Origin of the sequence: Enterococcus sp. 2STP, assembly GCF_032465635.1 — a bacterium.
Classification (GTDB): domain Bacteria; phylum Bacillota; class Bacilli; order Lactobacillales; family Enterococcaceae; genus Enterococcus_B; species Enterococcus_B lactis.
Map to the genome: position 1 here is coordinate 1 of NZ_JAWDJH010000029.1, position 17,981 is coordinate 17,981.

Genomic DNA, 17,981 nt, shown 5'->3' on the forward strand with positions numbered 1-17,981 from the left:
CTTGCATGTATTAGGCACGCCGCCAGCGTTCGTCCTGAGCCAGGATCAAACTCTCATAAAAAGTTCGAACAATCTTGCGATTGTTAAGCTCAATTTGTTTGCTAGCATATTGCTTGCTTGTTAAAAATGTTTGTTGTCTTGAATTGAATCAAGACGCCCTACACATTTGGTTTGTCTTACTTTGTTCAGTTTTCAAAGGTCTACTTCATCGGAAGTGTTTTTCCGATTTGTTTTTGGCTGCCGTAGCAACTTTTATATCATATCAGAGTGTCAAGTGATTGTCAACTCTTTTTAAAAGTTTTTTTCGATTTCGTTTTTCGAAATCTTTCAGCAACTCATTTATCATAACTTATCGTTTGTTATTTGTCAAGAACTTTTTCGAAGTTTTTTTCGATAGAATCAAGCTTCGTAAGCTGTTCTTTTTTAACGACTCAGTTATCTTATCATGTCATCATCAACATGTCAATAACTATTTTTCAAGTTTTTTTAATGCTGCTTTATTTGCGTATTACTTAAAACAACAAAAATGAATATATCATGTAAATTTACACATGTCAATATATTTCTCAGCCTATTTTCCCTCGTACATTTGAATTTTGACCAAATAAATCGAGCATATCTTTTATAGTAGAAAAATAAAGACAAAAAAAAGAACACATAACACACTTGATGTTAAGTGTTCGACTGTTCCAACTGTACGAAGCGCTCAGAAATTGATTAAAATAGGTAAAGACTATTTATTTAGGATAAGTTGCTCCATCAACTGCTCATTGTATCCAATAAATAGAACTTCATCAATAATGATCAACGGACGTCTGAGGAGTTTTGTATGTTGTGTACATAAAGAAATCAGTTGTTTTTTACCTACAGAGGAAAGGTCTATCGCAATGTTATGAAAAGCCTCAGACCAAGTCGCAAATAGCTGTTCTGCTTGCACTTCTTCAAAACTGCATAATTCTTCTGCTTCTTCTGTACTTAGATCGCGTTCTTCTAAGTCAACAAATTGATAAGGCAATTGATGGTATTCTAACCATTGTTTCGCCTTCAGACTGGTTACACAGTGCGCCGATCCATAGACTTTCACTTCCACGAAGACTCCCTCCCTATGAATTTAAGATGTTATTGTTTTGTAAATAGATTAGGTTTCTAGCAACACACCGAATTTCACGAGGGACAAATGACCGGATTTCATCTTCATTGAATCCGATTAGTATTCTTTTTTCATCAATCAAAATAGGCCGTCTCAATAATGAAGGATATTCTTTGAATAGGACGATCATTTGCTTTAAAGTTAATTCGTTAAAATCTATTCCCAACTTCTCGTAAATTTTCGACCGAGTGGAAATAATATCTTGAACTCCTCCTTCAGTCGCTGCTAAGATCTTTTTGATCTCACTTTCTGTTAACGGTTCGGCAAAAATATTCTTCTCTTCAAATTCAAGTTGATTCGCTTGCAACCATGCTCTTGCTTTTCTACAGGAAGTACAGCTAGGCGAAGTATATACTTTTATCATTTTCTCACTCCTTTTTAATTATAATCCAATTCTACAGCAATTTCTTTTAAAATACCAATTATTAGCTAATAAAAAATAAAAAAAGTCGAAAAAAAATCGATTATTTGCGTTTAAATAATGAGAATTATTCTATTTATTCCCTATTTTAATAATAGTATTCTCATTTTTCAAAAATAAATAAGGGAGGTGTGACAAAAATCTTGTCACACCTCCCTTTTCCGAATAAACGGTGTTCCAGAAGTAGCTTCTTCGAAAATAAGCCGAAATTTTACAAAAATTTGAGAAGCAATTTCCGTAAATTCCTTCTTATTTCTTGAAGCTGACCACTCCTGTCACAACCTCTTTTCCATCACTTTCCTTTTTTCATACGACTACCGGTTTCTTTGACAAATCTCGATACTTTCAATTTTCTTGTATTTTTCATTTGAGGTACACATAGATACAGACGATTTCTTGCTCTAGTCATCGCAACATAAAATAGTCTTCGTTCTTCTTCTATCGTCGTCGCTGGTTCTGCTTTTATTTCATTAGAGTCAATGACTTTCTTTTCTGTTGCTCCGTTATAAGGCAAACTTCCTTCGTTACAGCCAATTAAAAAGACATTTCTGTAACTAAGACCTTTACTTTTATGAATGCTCTGGATACATAGCGCATCAAGTTTTCCTTGTCTGTAAGCAATCAAGCGGGTTTTTAATTCTTTAGCTGTTGCTTGGGTTTCTTGCGATAAGGCTTGGATACTTCTAAAAGTAGCATGTTGCTTTACTTCTTCTCGTATCCATTCTTGATCACTCTGATCGATTTCCTTAGCTATACGTGGCAGATGAAGATAGCTTTGTACAAGCGAATAGATTTCTTGATGCTGGTCTGTTTTACGCAACGCTTCCTCAAACTGGCGGATTTCTGCAGATTTGGATTTTAAATTAGGTCTTACCGACAAAATATAATCCGTAATGGCTGTATTTTGATATTTAGGAGAAAAGTATTGATCACATTCACTTTTTTTCAGATAGCAGTCTACCATCAGCTGCCGCAGCAACTGCTGATAGGCCTGATTTTTCTTTTGCGGATTCTGTGCTGTTTGCCAATGAACGATTTTTTGATAGAACTGTTGGAAAGACTTGATGCCAAAGATACCTTCATATGGACTATCTGCTTCCAGTACAAAAGGAATATTCGTTTTCAGCAGAGATTGGACAAGTTGCTGTGTTTGCGAAGCCGATCGGTATAATATGATCGATTCCTTATATTTCCCATTTTTTTGAATAAATGACTGAATTTGACTTATCAGCCACTGGCTTTCTGCTTTTGTATCTGAGAACAAATAAGCCTCCATAATGCCCGCTTCTTTTTGTGCTGGAATCATCGCCTTTGGTATCCGATCATTTTTGTTATAGCTGATCAATCTATTCGCTCCTTGGACAATAGCTGCCCGAGAGCGGTAATTAGTTAATAAGAAAAGAGTTTTAGTAGGATATTCTTTTTCAAAGTTCTTGATATATGCTGGCTCTGATCCTCTGAATCCATAGATACTTTGGTCATCATCTCCAACAACGATTAACTTGATCCCGTTTTCCTTTGTCATCCGCTTCACGATTTCCCATTGAAGTGGATTAGTATCCTGAAATTCATCAATAAACAGATAATCATATTTCTGTCCAATATAGCGCTGAATCTCGTCATTCTCCAAAGCGCTTTTCAAATTTTGGAGTACATCATTGAACTCTAACAATTGCTGCCTTCTTTTTTGTTCTTGGAGTTCTGTGAGCAATCCATACAGTCGTTCTGATATCGGTTGTCTTGCATTCTTATCAATGGAATCATATTTTTCTTTAACTAACTGGATCATTTCTTCTATTGATAGGTTCATATTCTGCCAATAGTCTAAGCGAGAAGCAATCGTTTTTTCTCCATATTGATCAAAAAGACAAAGATTATATTTACGTATCAGCTGTTGCAAAACAGCATTTACTTTTTGCGCAGTATCTTTTGAAAAGTCTCCTTGTATCCCTTGCATTGCCACATCAGGGAATTTTCGACAAATCTCATTGTATATCCTAAAAAAGATACTGTGGAATGTTCCGATATGGACAGCAGTTTTCCTTTGGCTGAAATTATCTACTCGTTTTTTTAGTTCATTTGCAGCATTCCGTGTAAAAGTAATCATCAGTATGCGTTCTTCGTCTACTTGTTTTTGTGTCATCAGGTACACCGCTTTTGCACAGATTGTTTGCGTCTTGCCGCTCCCAGCTCCCGCTATGATTCGAAGATGTTTCTGCATATCGTATGTGATAGCTGCTTTTTGTTCTTGATTGAAGCGATTATAAGAACGTTTCTCCATCATTTTAAAGAAAGTGTTGTTTTCTTTGCTTTCTTTTTCCTGCATTTCTTCCTCAATAAGTCCAGGGGCTTCTCCATAAGCCGCTTCATAGGTAGCAATGATTTCTTCTTGTAGCCGAAAGACTTGTTGAAGCTTTTTATATTTGTTCTCCCAACGATTCAGTTCTTTTTGTAATCGGAGAATTTCTTTTTCATCCAACTGATTGATTTCCTTCCCATCTTTCTTCTTTGAAGTTGTTTCTTCCAATTTGATTATTTAAAATCTCGTTGTCTATTTTTTCTTTATACTAACAGACCTTTCTAAAAATGAAAATGGGGAGCGAGATGATTTTAGTTTTCTGAAAATTTTTCCTTTTTTTCAATCGTTTATGCTAAGATAAGGAAGACAAAATTATATTCATAAAAGGTGATGAAAAAAATGCAGACTTCCTTTCACGAAGGGCGTACAATAGGTCTTTTGCTGACATTTATCGGAGGAGCAATGGACAGTTATACTTATATCCAGTATGGTGCTTTTGCCTCTGCTCAAACTGGCAATATCATCCTATCGATCATCCAAGCTTTTGACGGAGAGTGGCTAAGCGTTGGCAAAAAAGTATTGTCTACCCTTTTCTTTTTCTTAGGAATTCTTCTAACAAAGTATTTGATTGATTATTTTAGAAAAAAAGAAAAACATTTCTGGCGCTTATTTGTTCTATATTATGAAGCGGTGATTTTTTTCTTTGTCAGTTTGGCACCTGTCCATGAGCATCCCGCATTAGTAACGATTTTAATTGCTTTTACGGCCTCGATCCAGTGGGTGGCTTTTGATAAAATCAACGGGCGTGCCTACACCAATTTATTCACAACAGGAAATTTAAAAGGGGTAGCAACAAATTTATATGATTATTGTATTTCTAAAGAAAAAGCAGATTTTGATCGATTTTTCCACTATTTAACTGTCGTTCTTGCCTTTATCGCAGGGGCTATTGTCCTTGTATTCTGTCATCATTTGTTTGGCGCCCATTCGATTTTGGTCGTTTCTATTTTATTCTTGATCATGGCCCTCACTCAGACATTTCAGTTATGGCAGTTTTATCATACGAACCGTTTCACCTTTTGATTCCCCTGAATCAAAAAAACTAAGCAGGATGCTGTTCACAAAGAAATTTTGTGAGTGAGCAATTTGCTTAGTTTTTTTATTATTTAGTTGTAAAGATACCCTTTGCTTTCGGGTTATTTGTAGTGTAGCGGATCGACTGGCCATCTGCCTCTTCTGTCATTTTCTTTGCCCGCATCTTGATTTCTTGTACGATTTGTTCTCCACATGCTGGATCGGCTACGAAATCGTATTTGTCCCCATCGATTACTATTTTGGGACATATATCAAACTGTTCATACCATTCTTCATAACGTCGATTGAGTTCTTTATAGTAGGAATAGAGTTCAGGATCTTGCTCTAGCTGTTCATATTCCCGACCTCGTTTTTTGATTCTTGCTAACATAGTTTCAAAGGATACACGAATATAAACCAGTAGATCCGGTTTCTTTTGCGGCGAAATTTCTTCTAATTCCTTCAGCATCGTCTCTAAAAGACCCTCATACTGCTTTACTTCTACTTCAGAAACACGCCCTAAATCGGCATTCAGATGAAACAACATACTATCTTCGTAGATGGAGCGGTCTAGTACATTGTCATCATGGCTGAAAGCATCTTTAATCGCCAAAAAACGTTTGTTCAAAAAAAATATCTGCAATAAAAAAGTATACTTTTCCGGATTAGAATAAAACAGTGGCAATACTTCATTATCCTCCACGTTCTCATAAAAAGGTTTTGTTTCTAAATCTTGGGCAAGCATTTCAGTCAGTGTGCTTTTCCCTGCACCGATCGTTCCTGCAACAATAATCACAATTATCGGCATCCTTCCTGTAATAAAATCTGTTCTTCATTTTACTACTTCATTTATAGAAATAAAAGCCTTGACTTTATCTGCTCCTTAAAGGCTGCTTCGCCAATAGTAGCTAGAAGTCACGCCTATTCATGAAAATAAAAGAGTAGAATGGATGAACTTCTACTCTTTTATGCTCTCAACATTTTATCTGTTTTTATTCTTCTATTGTACTTGATTTGCGTACGACTAACTGCCAGTGCAGATTATGAGCGGTATCATTGTCTTCTGCTGCGCAATTCATGACACGTATCATCACGCTATTTTCATAGATTTTTTCTATTTTTCCTTTTATTGGTGATTCAAATAAATCAGATTTAAATGCATATGTTTCGCCGACTTCAAACAATTGTTCATTTTCCATAAGAATCCCTCCATCACCTTTTCTAAGGTCAGTAAATTTTTAACATAAAATACTCGAAAAAACACAAACTTGTCATAAAATGTACTTTTCGTATCAAAACTGTCACCTTTTTTGGAAAGGATTTAAAAAAATGAAGATTTTTTTAAGGAAATCATGACGGTTTTGATGTCAAAACCACTTTTTATGAAACAAAACACGTTTTTTATTTTTTTTAGCATAGAATTTGTGGTGGAGGTACGTATGAGATGAAAGATAAAGTTGTGAACAAATTATTAGAAACCTTATTCAGCGGAGACAAATCGGAAGAAGATATGGTGTATGTCCAAGTAAAATTTGCCTTAGAAGTTTTATTGAACAACCTTGGAAAACTAGCGGTCGTTCTAGTGTTTTCTCTGGTGACGGGCTCATGGGCGGAAACAGGAATCACCTTTCTTTCCTATATCTGCATCCGCAGATATGCTTATGGATTGCATTCCGACTCTGAATTCGTTTGTCTGCTGTGGACACTGCTTTATTTATGGGGCGTTCCCTTGGTGATGAAACATCTGCAATTGACTATCTCCTTCCCAATGATGGTCTTTTTGTTAATCAGCTGCTTTTTGTTACTGCTTCGCTATGGATCAAGAGGTACAGCCATCAATCCCATTGAACCCGAGAAACGTCCACCATTATTAAAGAAGGCGATCAGCATGTTTCTAATTTTTTCTCTCATCACTTTATTTTTCTCAGCTTCTTACTTTTCTACCTATTTGCTACTTGGGATTGTTTTAGAAATAGCTACGTTGCTTCCTATTACAAACTACTTGATGAATTTTGGAGGAATCTTTCATGAAAAAAACAATCATTAAACAATTAACTAACTTATCTGACTTTTTTGTATCTGGCTGCTGCTTTGGTATGAGTTCTGAATTCAAAATCCCTGAAAAATTAAAAAAATAATACGCTAATTGTGCTATAATTTGGTAAAAATCAATGGGAGCTGTACTTTATGTTTTTATGGTCCATAGCGTTGCAATATTTGATTTACACAATTTGTATCTTATTGATTGACCATCATATCCGATACAATTATCTGTTTGCAGGAGTCACTCTGATTTCTTGCGTTTTGATTGGATGGGTCTACTCAGTTTTAGGGATTTTTACTGCTCTAATTGCTATAGGAATGCTGATGCTTACTTTTTTCTTCTTTTCGACTTCGCGTCAACAATTAGTTTACGCGCTTCCTTTTGGATTATTGACGTCGCTTTTAGGAGATCATTTAACAAGCATCGGCGATTTTTTTGTTTTGAAATCTGCGGTTGTTGAACCAGGAGATTCCTTGCAGTATTTTCACATTGCCTTATCCGCTCTTTTATCTGCTTTATTAGCTTTTTGTTTTAAAAAATCGTTAGAGACTTGGTTTCACACAGTGGACCGCCGTATGATCGGTACGATTGGGACGTTGATATTATTTACATACTATATCATTATTTTTTATACCCGTTTTTCTGGTGAAACACCTGATGTCTTAGCTTTGAATACTAGTTTTTTTATTCTCTATCTGTGTGTCGGCTTGATCATCTTGGTTTATTATTGGAAAATCTCTAATAAGAAATTAGCTGATCAGTTGTTAGAGCAACAAGTCAGGATGCAGCAGGATTATATCAAAGATCTGGAAAAAAACTATCAAGACTTGAGAGAATTCAAACATGATTACCAAAATCTGCTCTTTTCTCTTCACAGCTACATTGCAGAAGGCGACTTGGAAGGATTACGGTCGTACTACGATCAAACGATATTGCCTACACGCCAGATGATGAACCTTTTCCCGGCCAATCTAAGTATGTTGGATAATATGAAAGTTCCTGAAATACGCAGTTTGCTGTCATTAAAACTTATGATGGCACAGGAAAAAGGATTGATCGTCCAGCTTCATTTTCCTAAGCCAATCGAGTTGGATACGAAACATACGGTAAACCTTGTACGTATGCTTGGTATTATCTTGGACAATGCGATTGAAGGAGCTAGTGCTGCAAAGAAGAAAAAGATCGAATTGACAATCATCAAGAAAAATCATTCCGTGATGATTCGTGTAATCAATACAACAACCAATACATTACCGTTAAACCAGTTGAAACAAAAAGGTTTCTCAACAAAAACAAATCCAAAAAACGAAGGACTTGGCTTGTTTATCTTGGATGAATTGACAAAGACAAACCCTTATCTTTTCCTTGAAACATCAATTGAAAACCAACGTTTTTCTCAAACGATTTATATACAAATAAAATAAAGGAGTAATGATATGATTCCCATTTATATTTGTGAAGACGATCCAAAACAATTGGAAGTTTTATCAACGGTGATCAAAAACAGGATCATGATTGAAAACTTAGACAGTTATGTTCATATTTCTACCTCTGATCCGGAAGAACTTCTCAATGCGGCCAAGATCAGAACTTCTTCTTTTGGTATTTACTTTTTAGATATTGAATTAGAAGACAGTGAAATGGATGGCGTAGCGATTGGTAAATTGATCCGTGAATTAGATCCTTTAGGAAAAATCATCTACGTGACTTCTCATACGGAAATGTCGATGAAAATCTTAAAAAGCAACATTGAGCCGACTGACTATATTGTGAAAGAAGACCTTTATGATTTAAAAGAAAATGTCGAGCAGATCCTGAGCAAAATTTTTGAAGATTTTCAAATGTCCCAGATCCAAAAAGATATCTTCAAAATAGAGTTCAATGATGAGATCAAATTTTTACCGATCAAAGAAATCCAATATTTTTCTACTTCGTTAGGCGCACCACATAAATTGGAAGTTCATTTGACTCATGCTCAATTGCAATTCTACGAGAAGATCAAAGAAATCGAGAAAATGCATCGGAATTTTATTCGTTGCCATAAATCTTATGTTATCAACACACAAAACGTGCGGTCGATTAATAAAAAAACCAGAGAAGTCACGTTGGCAAACGGTGAGACTATCCCTGTCTCTATCCGTGGATTAAAAAAGTTAATTTCATAAAAAGAACCGAATAGTTTGGACCGACTAAATAATCAGCCGATCCAAACCCTTCGGTTCTTTTTGTCTCTCAGTGCAAAAGCATTTCCTGTGCAATTTCACGGCCATCCATTGTGTCTGGATAAAATGTTGGCCAATTTTCCATTTCTTTTAGCAATGCTTCTTGACTTTCATTTCCTGCATATAAATGAAAATGTTCGGAGTCAGCCGGTGCAATCGTGTGATCACTGAATTGAATATATCTAAACGCGCCACTTTCCTTATCTTCTGCTTCGAATAGATACCTTACACCACGGTTTCCTGCTTCGTAGGTCAAGATTTCTTTCCCTACATAACGATAATTTGAACGTTTCGTTGTTCCATCCTTAAACGTAAATGCCATCTCTTTCTCACCGATCTTGATTGAAGCAATATCTGTTTGATAGCCCTTCGTATAGTATTCTTTATATTCTTGTGCTGTTTTATCCTGATTCAATTTTTCTTTATATTCAAAAACAGGATCAAATGTCCCATCTTCTACATACGTATCTACTGTCTGCCAAGTTCCTGACCAATCTGAAAGAGAGCGATCTTGTACCTCCTCGTCTTCGAAATAACCGTTATAGACGCTCTTTTCTTTTTTGGGGGTCAAAGTATCTTCTAACGGGTTTTCTGTCTCTGTCGTTTTTTTCAACGCTTCGAGGTTTGCTTCCATGATAGAAAGATAGTTTTCTCCATTTTCTATTTGTTCATTCGTCAACCCCTCCAAAGGATTCAATACTTCTAAAGATACACCTGCTTCGTTTGCTAACGTTCTGGCGATACTATCTTTGGCGTTTTCTTCAAAATAAATATAGTTGATCCCATGTTCTTTAACAAAGTGTTTCAGTTCAGCGATTCTCGCCGCAGACGGTTCTTCACTAGAAGAAAGACCAGCAATAGATACTTGATTCAATCCATATTCTAATGCCAGATAGTTGAATGCAGCATGTTGCGTGACAAAAGATCTTTGTTTTGCTTGCTTAAATGTTTCTTGATAAAGCTGATGGAGTGCTTGAAGTTTCTCGGTATAGGCTGCTGCATTTTTTGTCCATACTTCCTGTTTTTCTGGGTAGGCTTCAATTAGCTGATCACGTATGCTTGCTACCTGCTTGATTGCTAAACTTGGTGCTAACCATACATGCGGGTCTAACTCATGTGTATGACCTTCTTCCCCGTGTTCATGGTCATGATCATGTCCTTCTTCACTTCCCGGAAGTAAAAGCATACCTTCTGTCGCCTTTATCGTATGGACGTTGCCTTCTTGTAATGTTTTTTGGATTGCGGGGACCCATGTTTCCATGTTTTCATCATTATAAACAAAGATATCTGTATCTTGGATCTTTGCCATGTCTTTAGCAGAAGGTTCATAATCGTGGGAATCAGACCCTGCTGGAATCAATAATTCTACTTCTCCTTCATCCCCGACGATTGCTTTTGTAAAATCATACATAGGATAAAAGGTCGTCATCACGCTCAATTTTTCTTTACTGTCCCCTGCTTCTCCACTTGCCCCGCAACCAGCTAACATACCTGTTAAAACCAGTGTAGCCAATATACCTATCAGTCGTTTCATTTATAACACTCCTTCTCATCTTCTTTCATTTGAATGTTCCGATTCGCCTCTAGCAAATCGTAATAGTTACGTTTTAGCAACAGAATTTAATTTATCATAGGGTTAAAAGAGCTGTCAAGCGTTTTCTTATTTTAATTGAGGAGAACTTTTGTATGGATGATTCACGATATTTTTTCCATCAACCTCTATCATTTTCCTTTTATCCCCTCTTTTGTCTATAATAAAGTTATAGACAAAGGAGGAAAATGAGTGAAAAAAGAAACAGATACAACGAATCGTTTGATCCGCTTTTTGGGAGGCAAAACCTCTTACTATGTTTTAGGTATGGTGATCCTGCTGGCACTGATCATTTATTTTTTCCATCAGATTTCATTTATATTCAAGCCTGTTGGGATTATTATCGCTACTATCTTGCCCCCATTATTGTTTGCGCTGATCTTATATTATCTTTTGGAACCAGTCATCAAACGTTTAAGCAAGCACCTTTCGAGGAACCTGTCAGTCATTATTGTTTATGTGATTATTTTATTTTTATTGGGGCTTGGAAGTGTATGGCTTGTTCCTTTTCTTGAAGAACAGACAAAAACATTGATTAGCAGTTTGCCAGATTTATTTCAAGATTTCCAAGAGAGTCTCCGTCAATTTTTGGAAAAAACACCTTTTGCCGATTCATTTAATCAATTTTTTACTTCTATTGATGACGTGACGTCTGATATAGCTGGCTTTATTGGAAATTATTGGGAAAGCGGCGCACAACGGATCAGCAATATTTTTTCAACTGTTACAGCTATTTTCATTACTTTATTTACTGGGCCCATTGTCACTTTTTTTCTTTTGAGAAATCCTCAAAAATTTTATCAGTCAGTTTTAGCGATTGTCCCACCAGCCTTTCGTACAGATTTTAAAAATTTGACAAAGATTGCTAATCAACAATTGGGTTCATTTCTAAAGGGGCAGATCATTGCTTCATTTATCCTTGGAGCAGTCTACTGGGTTTGTTTCTTACTGATCGGATTAGAATTTGCCAGTGTTTTAGCTATTTCTGCTGGGTTATTATGTATTATTCCATATATTGGACCGTTTATCGCTTTTTTCCCGGGTTTGATCATTGCATTCCAAGACTCTACTTTTATGGCTGTCAAATTTGTCATTGTCTGGTTTGCCGTACAACTTCTCCATGGTGACTTGGTGATTCCTCGAGTAATGGGTGATCGTTTGCAGATCCATCCGATTACGATCTTGATCGTTTTGCTTGTCATGGGTGATCTAATGGGAATTGTGGGCGTTATTTTCGGTATTCCTATCTATACGCTAGTCAAATTACTCGTTACTTTTATTTTCCGTAAATTCAAACAACGCTACAATAAATTTTATGGCGACAAAGGAGAGTATGAACACTCTTCATTTTCTGAAGAAGATTATTTTAAATAAAACACAAAACGTCGATCTCACGAGAATAGCTCTTAGGATCGGCGTTTTATACTTTTTTATTTTAGTTTTTCAGTAAAGCAATTGCCTGATATGGTTTTAGCTCCAGGTTTTGATGGAGAACAGTATCGGGATAATTATCGATAAGAATAGCGGCTTCTGTGAATCCTTCTGGAATGGTGATCCTTGTATCTTTATCATAGAAATTTGTTAATACAAGTAGCTGCTGCCCTTCAAATTGGCGAAGATAGCCATAAACTTGCGGATGATCTGCTCCATAAGCATGATAATCGCCTTGTGCAACGATTGGATATGTTTTTCTCAATCGAATCAATTTCTTATAATAGGACAAAATAGAATCCTCAGAAGATTGTTCTTTCTCTACATTGATCTCTTCTAGCTTACCTGCAACTTTTAACCAAGGTTTTCCTGTAGTAAAACCTGCTTGTTCTGCATCGGACCATTGCATGGGTGTTCGAGAGTTATCACGAGATTTTGCTTTGATTCGACGGAACGCCTCTTTTTCTGTGCATCCTTGTGCAAGGAGCAACTTGTAAGCATTCAAACTTTCTACGTCAATATAGTCGGAAATTGAGGAATAGTCTGGATCGACCATGCCGATTTCTTCTCCCATATAAATATATGGTGTTCCACGATTTAAATGGATCATGGTTGCTAGCATCTCTGCTCCTTGTTTTCGATACTGATCGATAGCTACAAACCGATTGAGCGCACGTGGCTGATCATGGTTATTAAAAAATAAAGCATTCCAGCCATTACCATCACTCATCTTTTCTCCCCAAGTATGGAACAGTCGCTTTAATTCTGCAAAATCAAATGGAGGAGTTGACCATTTATTGCCATTTTCATAGTCGACCTTCAAGTGATGAAAATTAAAGACCATTGATAATTCTTCTCTACTAGGTTCTGTATACAAGATACAATTTTCGATCGTCGTAGAGCTCATTTCACCGACTGTGATGATAGTGGAATCCGTCCCAAACGTTGCTTGGTTCAATTCTTTTAGATACGTATGGGTGATTGGTTTGTCCGTATATTCAGGTTTACCATCATTTTCTTTATTGTTTTTCAATTGCTCGTCTTTACCGATAACATTGATAACATCGAAACGGAATCCTTTTACCCCTTTTTCCATCCAAAAACGAACTACTTTGAATAATTCCTCTCTTACTGCTTGGTTCCGCCAGTTCAAGTCAGCTTGTGTCTGATCATATAAGTGCAGATAATATTTCCCTGTATCTCCAAAAGGTGACCAAGCACTTCCACCAAATTTTGATACCCAGTCCGTTGGTTCTTCTCTTAAAATGAAGAAGTCCTGATAATACTGATCCCCTGCTAGTGCTTTTTTGAACCATTCATGTTCTGTCGAAACATGATTCAATACCATATCAAGCATGACTTCTATTTGGTATTCTTTTGCTTTAGCTATTAGTTGCTCGAATTCTTCCATCGTACCAAAGATAGGATCGATGGCTGTGTAATCAGAGATATCATAACCGTTGTCTTTTTGAGGACTTGGATAAATAGGATTTAGCCAGATCATATCGATCCCTAGATCATTCAAATATGGCAGTTTTTCTTTAATTCCTTTTAAATCTCCAATTCCATCACCATTACTGTCTTTGTAAGATTTGGGATAGATTTGATAAATGACTTTGTCTTTAAATGTCATGGATATTTGCCTCCATTCAACTGATTTCTTACTTATCACAACTTATATATACAAGTTATCATTTATTATTATAACTGAACCGAAAGCGTTTGTAAAATTTATCTTTATACTTCCTAAGAGGGTGTTGTCCAATAAAAAACAAGAGAACAGACATGTATTTGTCTAGTCTCTTGTTTAAAGTTCTTGTTTCTTCTATAAATGTTGTTCAAAAGCTTGCATCTACGACAATAAGTCCTTTCAAATGAAAAATATGAGGAGCTGTTTTTTGAAATTGCTCCTTGTGACTCAGAGTGAAACGGCAGACTCACAACCTCTTTCTTAAACGGTGTTCAATCAGCTGACCCTCGGTATTAGCTCAAAAAACGGCAAAATATGAGGAGCTATTTTTCCATTTGTTTCTCTAATACTCAGGTCAAACCGCTGATTTTACAACCTCTTATACACAGTGTTCCAGAAGTAGCTTCTTCGGAAATAAGCCGAAATGTCATAAAAATTTGAGAAGCCATTTTCGTAAATTCCTTGTTATTTCTTGAAGCTGACCACTTCTGTCACAACCTCTTTCTTAAACGGTGTTCAATCAGCTGGCCTTCGGTATTCGCTCAAAAAACGGCAAAATATGAGGAACTATTTTGCCGTTTGTTTCTCTAATACTCAGGTCAAACCGCTGATTTCACAACCTCTATTTTTATTCATTCGATTTCAACGCATCAATCATATCGATATGCTTTAATTTGAAATGGGTAACAATCATCACAATAACCGTGAATACGATGGTTAATCCTGCTGATAAAACATAAGCCCACCATGTAATCACTAATGGAAAGATGACATTCTCCATAGATGCTTGTTGTAAGATAAAGTCAGTCAATACATATCCTACACCAAATCCTCCAATGATCCCTAAGAGAGTAAAGATGATATTTTCTCGAACAATATACATCGTGACTTCTTTATCAAAAAATCCAAGGACTTTTATCGTAGATAATTCGCGTACACGTTCAGAAATATTGATATTAGTTAGATTATACAAGACGATAAAAGCCAGCAATCCTGACAATACGACAAAGATTAATACAACCGAGTCTAAGTTCGCCATTGATTCTTCTTGCGTTTCGATTTGTTTGGACATGAAAGACGTATTTGTCACAGCGTCTGTAGCCAGCAGTTTCTCGGAAAGCATTTCTTCTTCTTTCGTTGTCATCTTATCTGTACGCAGCAAAAATGCATTATCCGACATCGATTGATTAGTCACTGAAGCATAATATTCAGGGGACAGATAAATAAAGCTGCCTAGATAGTTTTTCACGATTTCTTTTACTTCGACTTTCCATTCTTTTTGATTTTCATCATAAAGCGATATATGATCTCCTGTAGATAAGTCAAATAGTTCTGCTGCTTTTTGCGTAATAGCGATTCCTGCTTTAGGTAAGGAACGTGGGTTCTCTTCAAGATCTGTTAAATGGATAAAACGATCAAAATCAGCTGTTTTACTCGGTACGATCACTGTCAGACTTTGTGAAGCATGCCCTTTTTTTCTCAATTCTACGGTTTGAGTATGAATAGCTAGGATCTCATTTACTTTTTCTTGCTGCTGCAACATATCCGCTGCTTTTTGATGATTCTCTTCCGTGGATGAATCTAATGTAACAATTGCTTGATAGTCAATGATCGGTCCAAATTGTTTGGCTGAGACAGAACTTAGAGAATCTTTCAATCCCACGCCCGCAACCATCAGACCGGCACATCCAGCAATTCCGATAATCGCCATAAGCATTCTTGACTTGTATCGGAAGAGATTTCGATAACTGATTTTTTGATTAAAGCTAAGGCGTGACCACAGCGGAGTGATGTATTCAAGAAAAATACGTTTCCCTGGCTTCGGTGCTTTCGGCTGAAGCAGTGCAGCAGGCCGTTCTCTTAGATCTTTGAACAAAACAATCATTGCAGCGCCAAATGCGGCAATGAAGAATGCGGCAGCTGCTTGTAAAATCGGTGGCCAGTCATAAAAAACAAGGGCACTCCCAATGTCATATCGCTCGTTAGATAGTTCAAAAATGATCCTTGGTAAAAGATTCGTTCCTAATATCGTTCCTAAAACAATGCCTATTCCTGAGGCTAGACTTGCATAGATTGCATATTTTTTTGCGATTTCAACTTTCGTATAACCTAACGCCTTCAATGTTCCGATTTCCCTGCGGTTTTCTTCTACCATACGCGTCATTGTCGTAAAGGTGATCAATGCGGCAATAAAGAAAAAGAAAACAGGAAAAACATTGGCGATTGCTGCGATACGTTCAGCCAGATCACCAAATTCTTGAAACCCGACATTTTCTGAACGTTCATTGTATAGGTATGATGGTTTAGTTAAATTTTCAATTTTTTCTGCATTTTCGTTCCATTCTTCCTCTGCAGAAGCTAGTTCTCGTTCTTTCTCAACTAACTGCCTTTCTTGTTCAGCGAGTTGAGCTTCTTGTTGAGACAAAGTTTGTACAGCGATTGTCCGTTGCGCTTCAGGAAGCTGCTGGATAGCTGCTGACTGCTGCGCTAACTGTTTTTTAGCATCTTCTAACTGTGTTCTTCCCTGTGCTATTTGTGCTTTGCCTTCTGTTATTTTTTGCTGTGCTGGTTCTAATTCTTCGTTTGCCGATTTTTTCAGCTCTTCTAAGCGTTCTTCGGGTCGATCTTGTAAATACTTTTCTGCCTTTTCTTGATTTTGCTCCATTTTATCTTTGTAAGCTTTGCTGTACGTATTCAAATTCTTTACGTTCGTAAAATCCAGATATAAGACAGAATAAATATCCGTCTTGAAATTGGATTCAGGCAAATAGACAAAATAATCCACGCTACCATTTCCGACATTCGCGTATCCTCTCTCCAAATTGTTGATGAACAATGGAGAACGGACAAAGCCAGTGATGGTATACTCTTTTTCTTTCAATTCATCTGAATCAATCTGATAGACATCACCGATTTTATACCCTTCATTCTCCGCTTTTTCATCTAATAAAAGTTGGTTGGATTTTTCCGGGCGTTTTCCATCAATTAATTGTAGCTTGTTCTGCCTGCTATTTTTGTTATAAGAAAAGATTTGAATCACTTCATTTTTGCCAGTATTGGAATAATAGAACTGTTTCCCTGTTTCTACTTTTGCATCTGGGATCTTTTCTGCTTGAGCGATATCTTTTTGTGTCAAACCACCAGTAGAAACGATTTGCAAATCAGAAAGTCCTGCTGTATCAACATAGTGATCCATCGTTTTTTGCATGACAGGTCCAGCAGTTTTGACACCTACGAATAAAAGTGTTCCTAGCATGACAATAAGGATGATTGCAATGAACCGCCCTTTAGATTGCCGGATTTCGCGAAAACCTGCTTTAAGATATGTTTTTGTTTTCATAAAATCCTCCTACCATACAATCTCATCAATGGATGAAGGATGCTCATTCAATTCAACTGACCTTACTTTCGCATCATTGATGTGGATAACTCTGTCAGCGATGGGCGCTAAAGCAGAATTATGTGTAATGATCAAAACAGTATTGCCGTGTTGTCTGCTAGCATTTTGCAATAATTTCAATACTTGCTTTCCTGTTTCAAAATCCAGTGCACCTGTCGGCTCATCACATAAAAGCAGTTTAGGGTTTTTGGCTAATGCTCGAGCAATGGAAACCCTCTGCTGTTCGCCTCCTGATAATTGGGACGGAAAGTTATTCAATCGATGAGCTAGGCCCACTTGCGTCAATACTTCGACAGGATCAAGCGCATCAGGGGAAACTTCCGTTGCCAATTCCACATTTTCTTTTGCTGTTAGATTAGGAACGAGATTGTAGAATTGGAAGACGAACCCTACATCTGTTCGTCGGTAAGCAGTAAGCTGCTTGTCTGAAAATTGTGCAATATCTGTGTTATCAATAATAATCTGCCCTTCATCAGGTGTGTCCATCCCACCTAAAATATTAAGAATCGTTGACTTTCCCGCTCCACTAGGGCCAAGTATAATCACTAATTCGCCTTTTTCAATTGAAAAAGAAATATCGTCATTTGCTGTAATGGTCGTTTCTCCCATCTTGTATCGTTTGTATTCATTTTTTACTTCGACATACTTCACTCTGATTC

14 protein-coding genes and 1 rRNA gene are annotated in these 17,981 nt (G+C 36.7%); 5 read left to right on the plus strand and 10 right to left on the minus strand.

The genetic code is table 11. The features are described from left to right. The 4 genes from RWU19_RS12390 to RWU19_RS12405 all read right to left on the minus strand — a co-directional run. Positions 1-61 (minus strand): 16S ribosomal RNA (locus RWU19_RS12390); the annotation flags it as partial. Positions 62-733: 672 nt separating this feature from the next. Continuing rightward, complete coding sequence (locus RWU19_RS12395) at positions 734-1,090, minus strand: Spx/MgsR family RNA polymerase-binding regulatory protein (protein ID WP_002315910.1); 357 nt, start codon at positions 1,088-1,090, stop codon at positions 734-736. A 13-nt stretch (positions 1,091-1,103) separates the two neighbouring features. Then, positions 1,104-1,514, minus strand: a complete 411-nt coding sequence (locus RWU19_RS12400; RefSeq protein ID WP_002286258.1) for a Spx/MgsR family RNA polymerase-binding regulatory protein — start codon at positions 1,512-1,514, stop codon at positions 1,104-1,106. A gap of 349 nt (positions 1,515-1,863) precedes the next feature. Beyond that, entirely contained in the window at positions 1,864-4,050 is a 2,187-nt protein-coding gene (locus tag RWU19_RS12405) for an ATP-dependent helicase (protein ID WP_123837624.1), read from the minus strand. Positions 4,051-4,269: 219 nt separating this feature from the next. On the opposite strand from RWU19_RS12405, the gene RWU19_RS12410 reads away from it, so the two are divergent. Then, a complete protein-coding gene (locus tag RWU19_RS12410) occupies positions 4,270-4,953 on the plus strand; it encodes a YoaK family protein (RefSeq protein WP_002315912.1) in 684 nt (227 codons plus the stop codon). Positions 4,954-5,032: 79 nt separating this feature from the next. On the opposite strand, the gene RWU19_RS12415 is transcribed toward RWU19_RS12410, so the two are convergent. Next, positions 5,033-5,752, minus strand: coding sequence for a deoxynucleoside kinase (locus RWU19_RS12415; RefSeq protein ID WP_016853096.1), 720 nt, complete (start codon positions 5,750-5,752; stop codon positions 5,033-5,035). 184 nt (positions 5,753-5,936) lie between these two features. Beyond that, the gene (locus RWU19_RS12420; protein ID WP_002293266.1) at positions 5,937-6,143 is read right to left on the minus strand and encodes a hypothetical protein; all 207 of its coding nucleotides are present in this window, start codon (positions 6,141-6,143) and stop codon (positions 5,937-5,939) included. Positions 6,144-6,388: 245 nt separating this feature from the next. On the opposite strand from RWU19_RS12420, the gene RWU19_RS12425 reads away from it, so the two are divergent. The 3 genes from RWU19_RS12425 to RWU19_RS12435 all read left to right on the plus strand — a co-directional run bounded on the left by RWU19_RS12425 (position 6,389) and on the right by RWU19_RS12435 (position 9,153). Then, on the plus strand, positions 6,389-6,991 hold the full coding sequence (locus RWU19_RS12425; protein WP_002293263.1) for an accessory gene regulator B family protein: 603 nt from the start codon (positions 6,389-6,391) through the stop codon (positions 6,989-6,991). Between the two features lie 140 nt (positions 6,992-7,131). Continuing rightward, the gene (locus RWU19_RS12430; protein ID WP_002373258.1) at positions 7,132-8,412 is read left to right on the plus strand and encodes an ATP-binding protein; all 1,281 of its coding nucleotides are present in this window, start codon (positions 7,132-7,134) and stop codon (positions 8,410-8,412) included. 12 nt (positions 8,413-8,424) lie between these two features. Continuing rightward, positions 8,425-9,153, plus strand: a complete 729-nt coding sequence (locus tag RWU19_RS12435; protein ID WP_002293258.1) for a LytR/AlgR family response regulator transcription factor — start codon at positions 8,425-8,427, stop codon at positions 9,151-9,153. A gap of 67 nt (positions 9,154-9,220) precedes the next feature. Here RWU19_RS12435 and RWU19_RS12440 read toward each other — a convergent pair whose 3' ends face one another. Beyond that, positions 9,221-10,744 (minus strand): zinc ABC transporter substrate-binding protein AdcA, encoded by a 1,524-nt coding sequence (locus tag RWU19_RS12440; RefSeq protein ID WP_123837619.1) that lies wholly within the window; start codon positions 10,742-10,744, stop codon positions 9,221-9,223. Between the two features lie 249 nt (positions 10,745-10,993). Here RWU19_RS12440 and RWU19_RS12445 point away from each other — a divergent pair, with 249 nt between their 5' ends. Then, positions 10,994-12,175 carry an AI-2E family transporter gene (locus RWU19_RS12445; protein ID WP_002293256.1) on the plus strand — a complete coding sequence of 394 codons (1,182 nt, stop codon included), beginning with the start codon at positions 10,994-10,996 and terminating at the stop codon, positions 12,173-12,175. 61 nt (positions 12,176-12,236) lie between these two features. Here the strand turns inward: RWU19_RS12445 and treC are convergent, their stop codons facing one another. The 3 genes from treC to RWU19_RS12460 form a co-directional block, all read right to left on the minus strand. Next, entirely contained in the window at positions 12,237-13,865 is a 1,629-nt protein-coding gene (treC, locus tag RWU19_RS12450) for an alpha,alpha-phosphotrehalase (RefSeq protein ID WP_104764739.1), read from the minus strand. 685 nt (positions 13,866-14,550) lie between these two features. Next, entirely contained in the window at positions 14,551-17,262 is a 2,712-nt protein-coding gene (locus RWU19_RS12455; protein ID WP_123837618.1) for an FtsX-like permease family protein, read from the minus strand. A gap of 9 nt (positions 17,263-17,271) precedes the next feature. After that, positions 17,272-17,973 (minus strand): ABC transporter ATP-binding protein, encoded by a 702-nt coding sequence (locus RWU19_RS12460; protein WP_002310780.1) that lies wholly within the window; start codon positions 17,971-17,973, stop codon positions 17,272-17,274. Positions 17,974-17,981 lie beyond the last annotated feature (8 nt).

Bases quoted from the DNA above. Each gene is read 5' to 3' on its own strand.
- RWU19_RS12425 (WP_002293263.1), top strand. From the start codon at position 6,389: ATGAAAGATAAAGTTGTGAACAAATTATTAGAAACCTTATTCAGCGGA.
- RWU19_RS12435 (WP_002293258.1), top strand. From the start codon at position 8,425: ATGATTCCCATTTATATTTGTGAAGACGATCCAAAACAATTGGAAGTT.
- RWU19_RS12430 (WP_002373258.1), top strand. From the start codon at position 7,132: ATGTTTTTATGGTCCATAGCGTTGCAATATTTGATTTACACAATTTGT.
- RWU19_RS12415 (WP_016853096.1), bottom strand. From the start codon at position 5,752: ATGCCGATAATTGTGATTATTGTTGCAGGAACGATCGGTGCAGGGAAA.
- RWU19_RS12420 (WP_002293266.1), bottom strand. From the start codon at position 6,143: ATGGAAAATGAACAATTGTTTGAAGTCGGCGAAACATATGCATTTAAA.
- RWU19_RS12410 (WP_002315912.1), top strand. From the start codon at position 4,270: ATGCAGACTTCCTTTCACGAAGGGCGTACAATAGGTCTTTTGCTGACA.
- treC (WP_104764739.1), bottom strand. From the start codon at position 13,865: ATGACATTTAAAGACAAAGTCATTTATCAAATCTATCCCAAATCTTAC.
- RWU19_RS12440 (WP_123837619.1), bottom strand. From the start codon at position 10,744: ATGAAACGACTGATAGGTATATTGGCTACACTGGTTTTAACAGGTATG.
- RWU19_RS12400 (WP_002286258.1), bottom strand. From the start codon at position 1,514: ATGATAAAAGTATATACTTCGCCTAGCTGTACTTCCTGTAGAAAAGCA.
- RWU19_RS12455 (WP_123837618.1), bottom strand. From the start codon at position 17,262: ATGAAAACAAAAACATATCTTAAAGCAGGTTTTCGCGAAATCCGGCAA.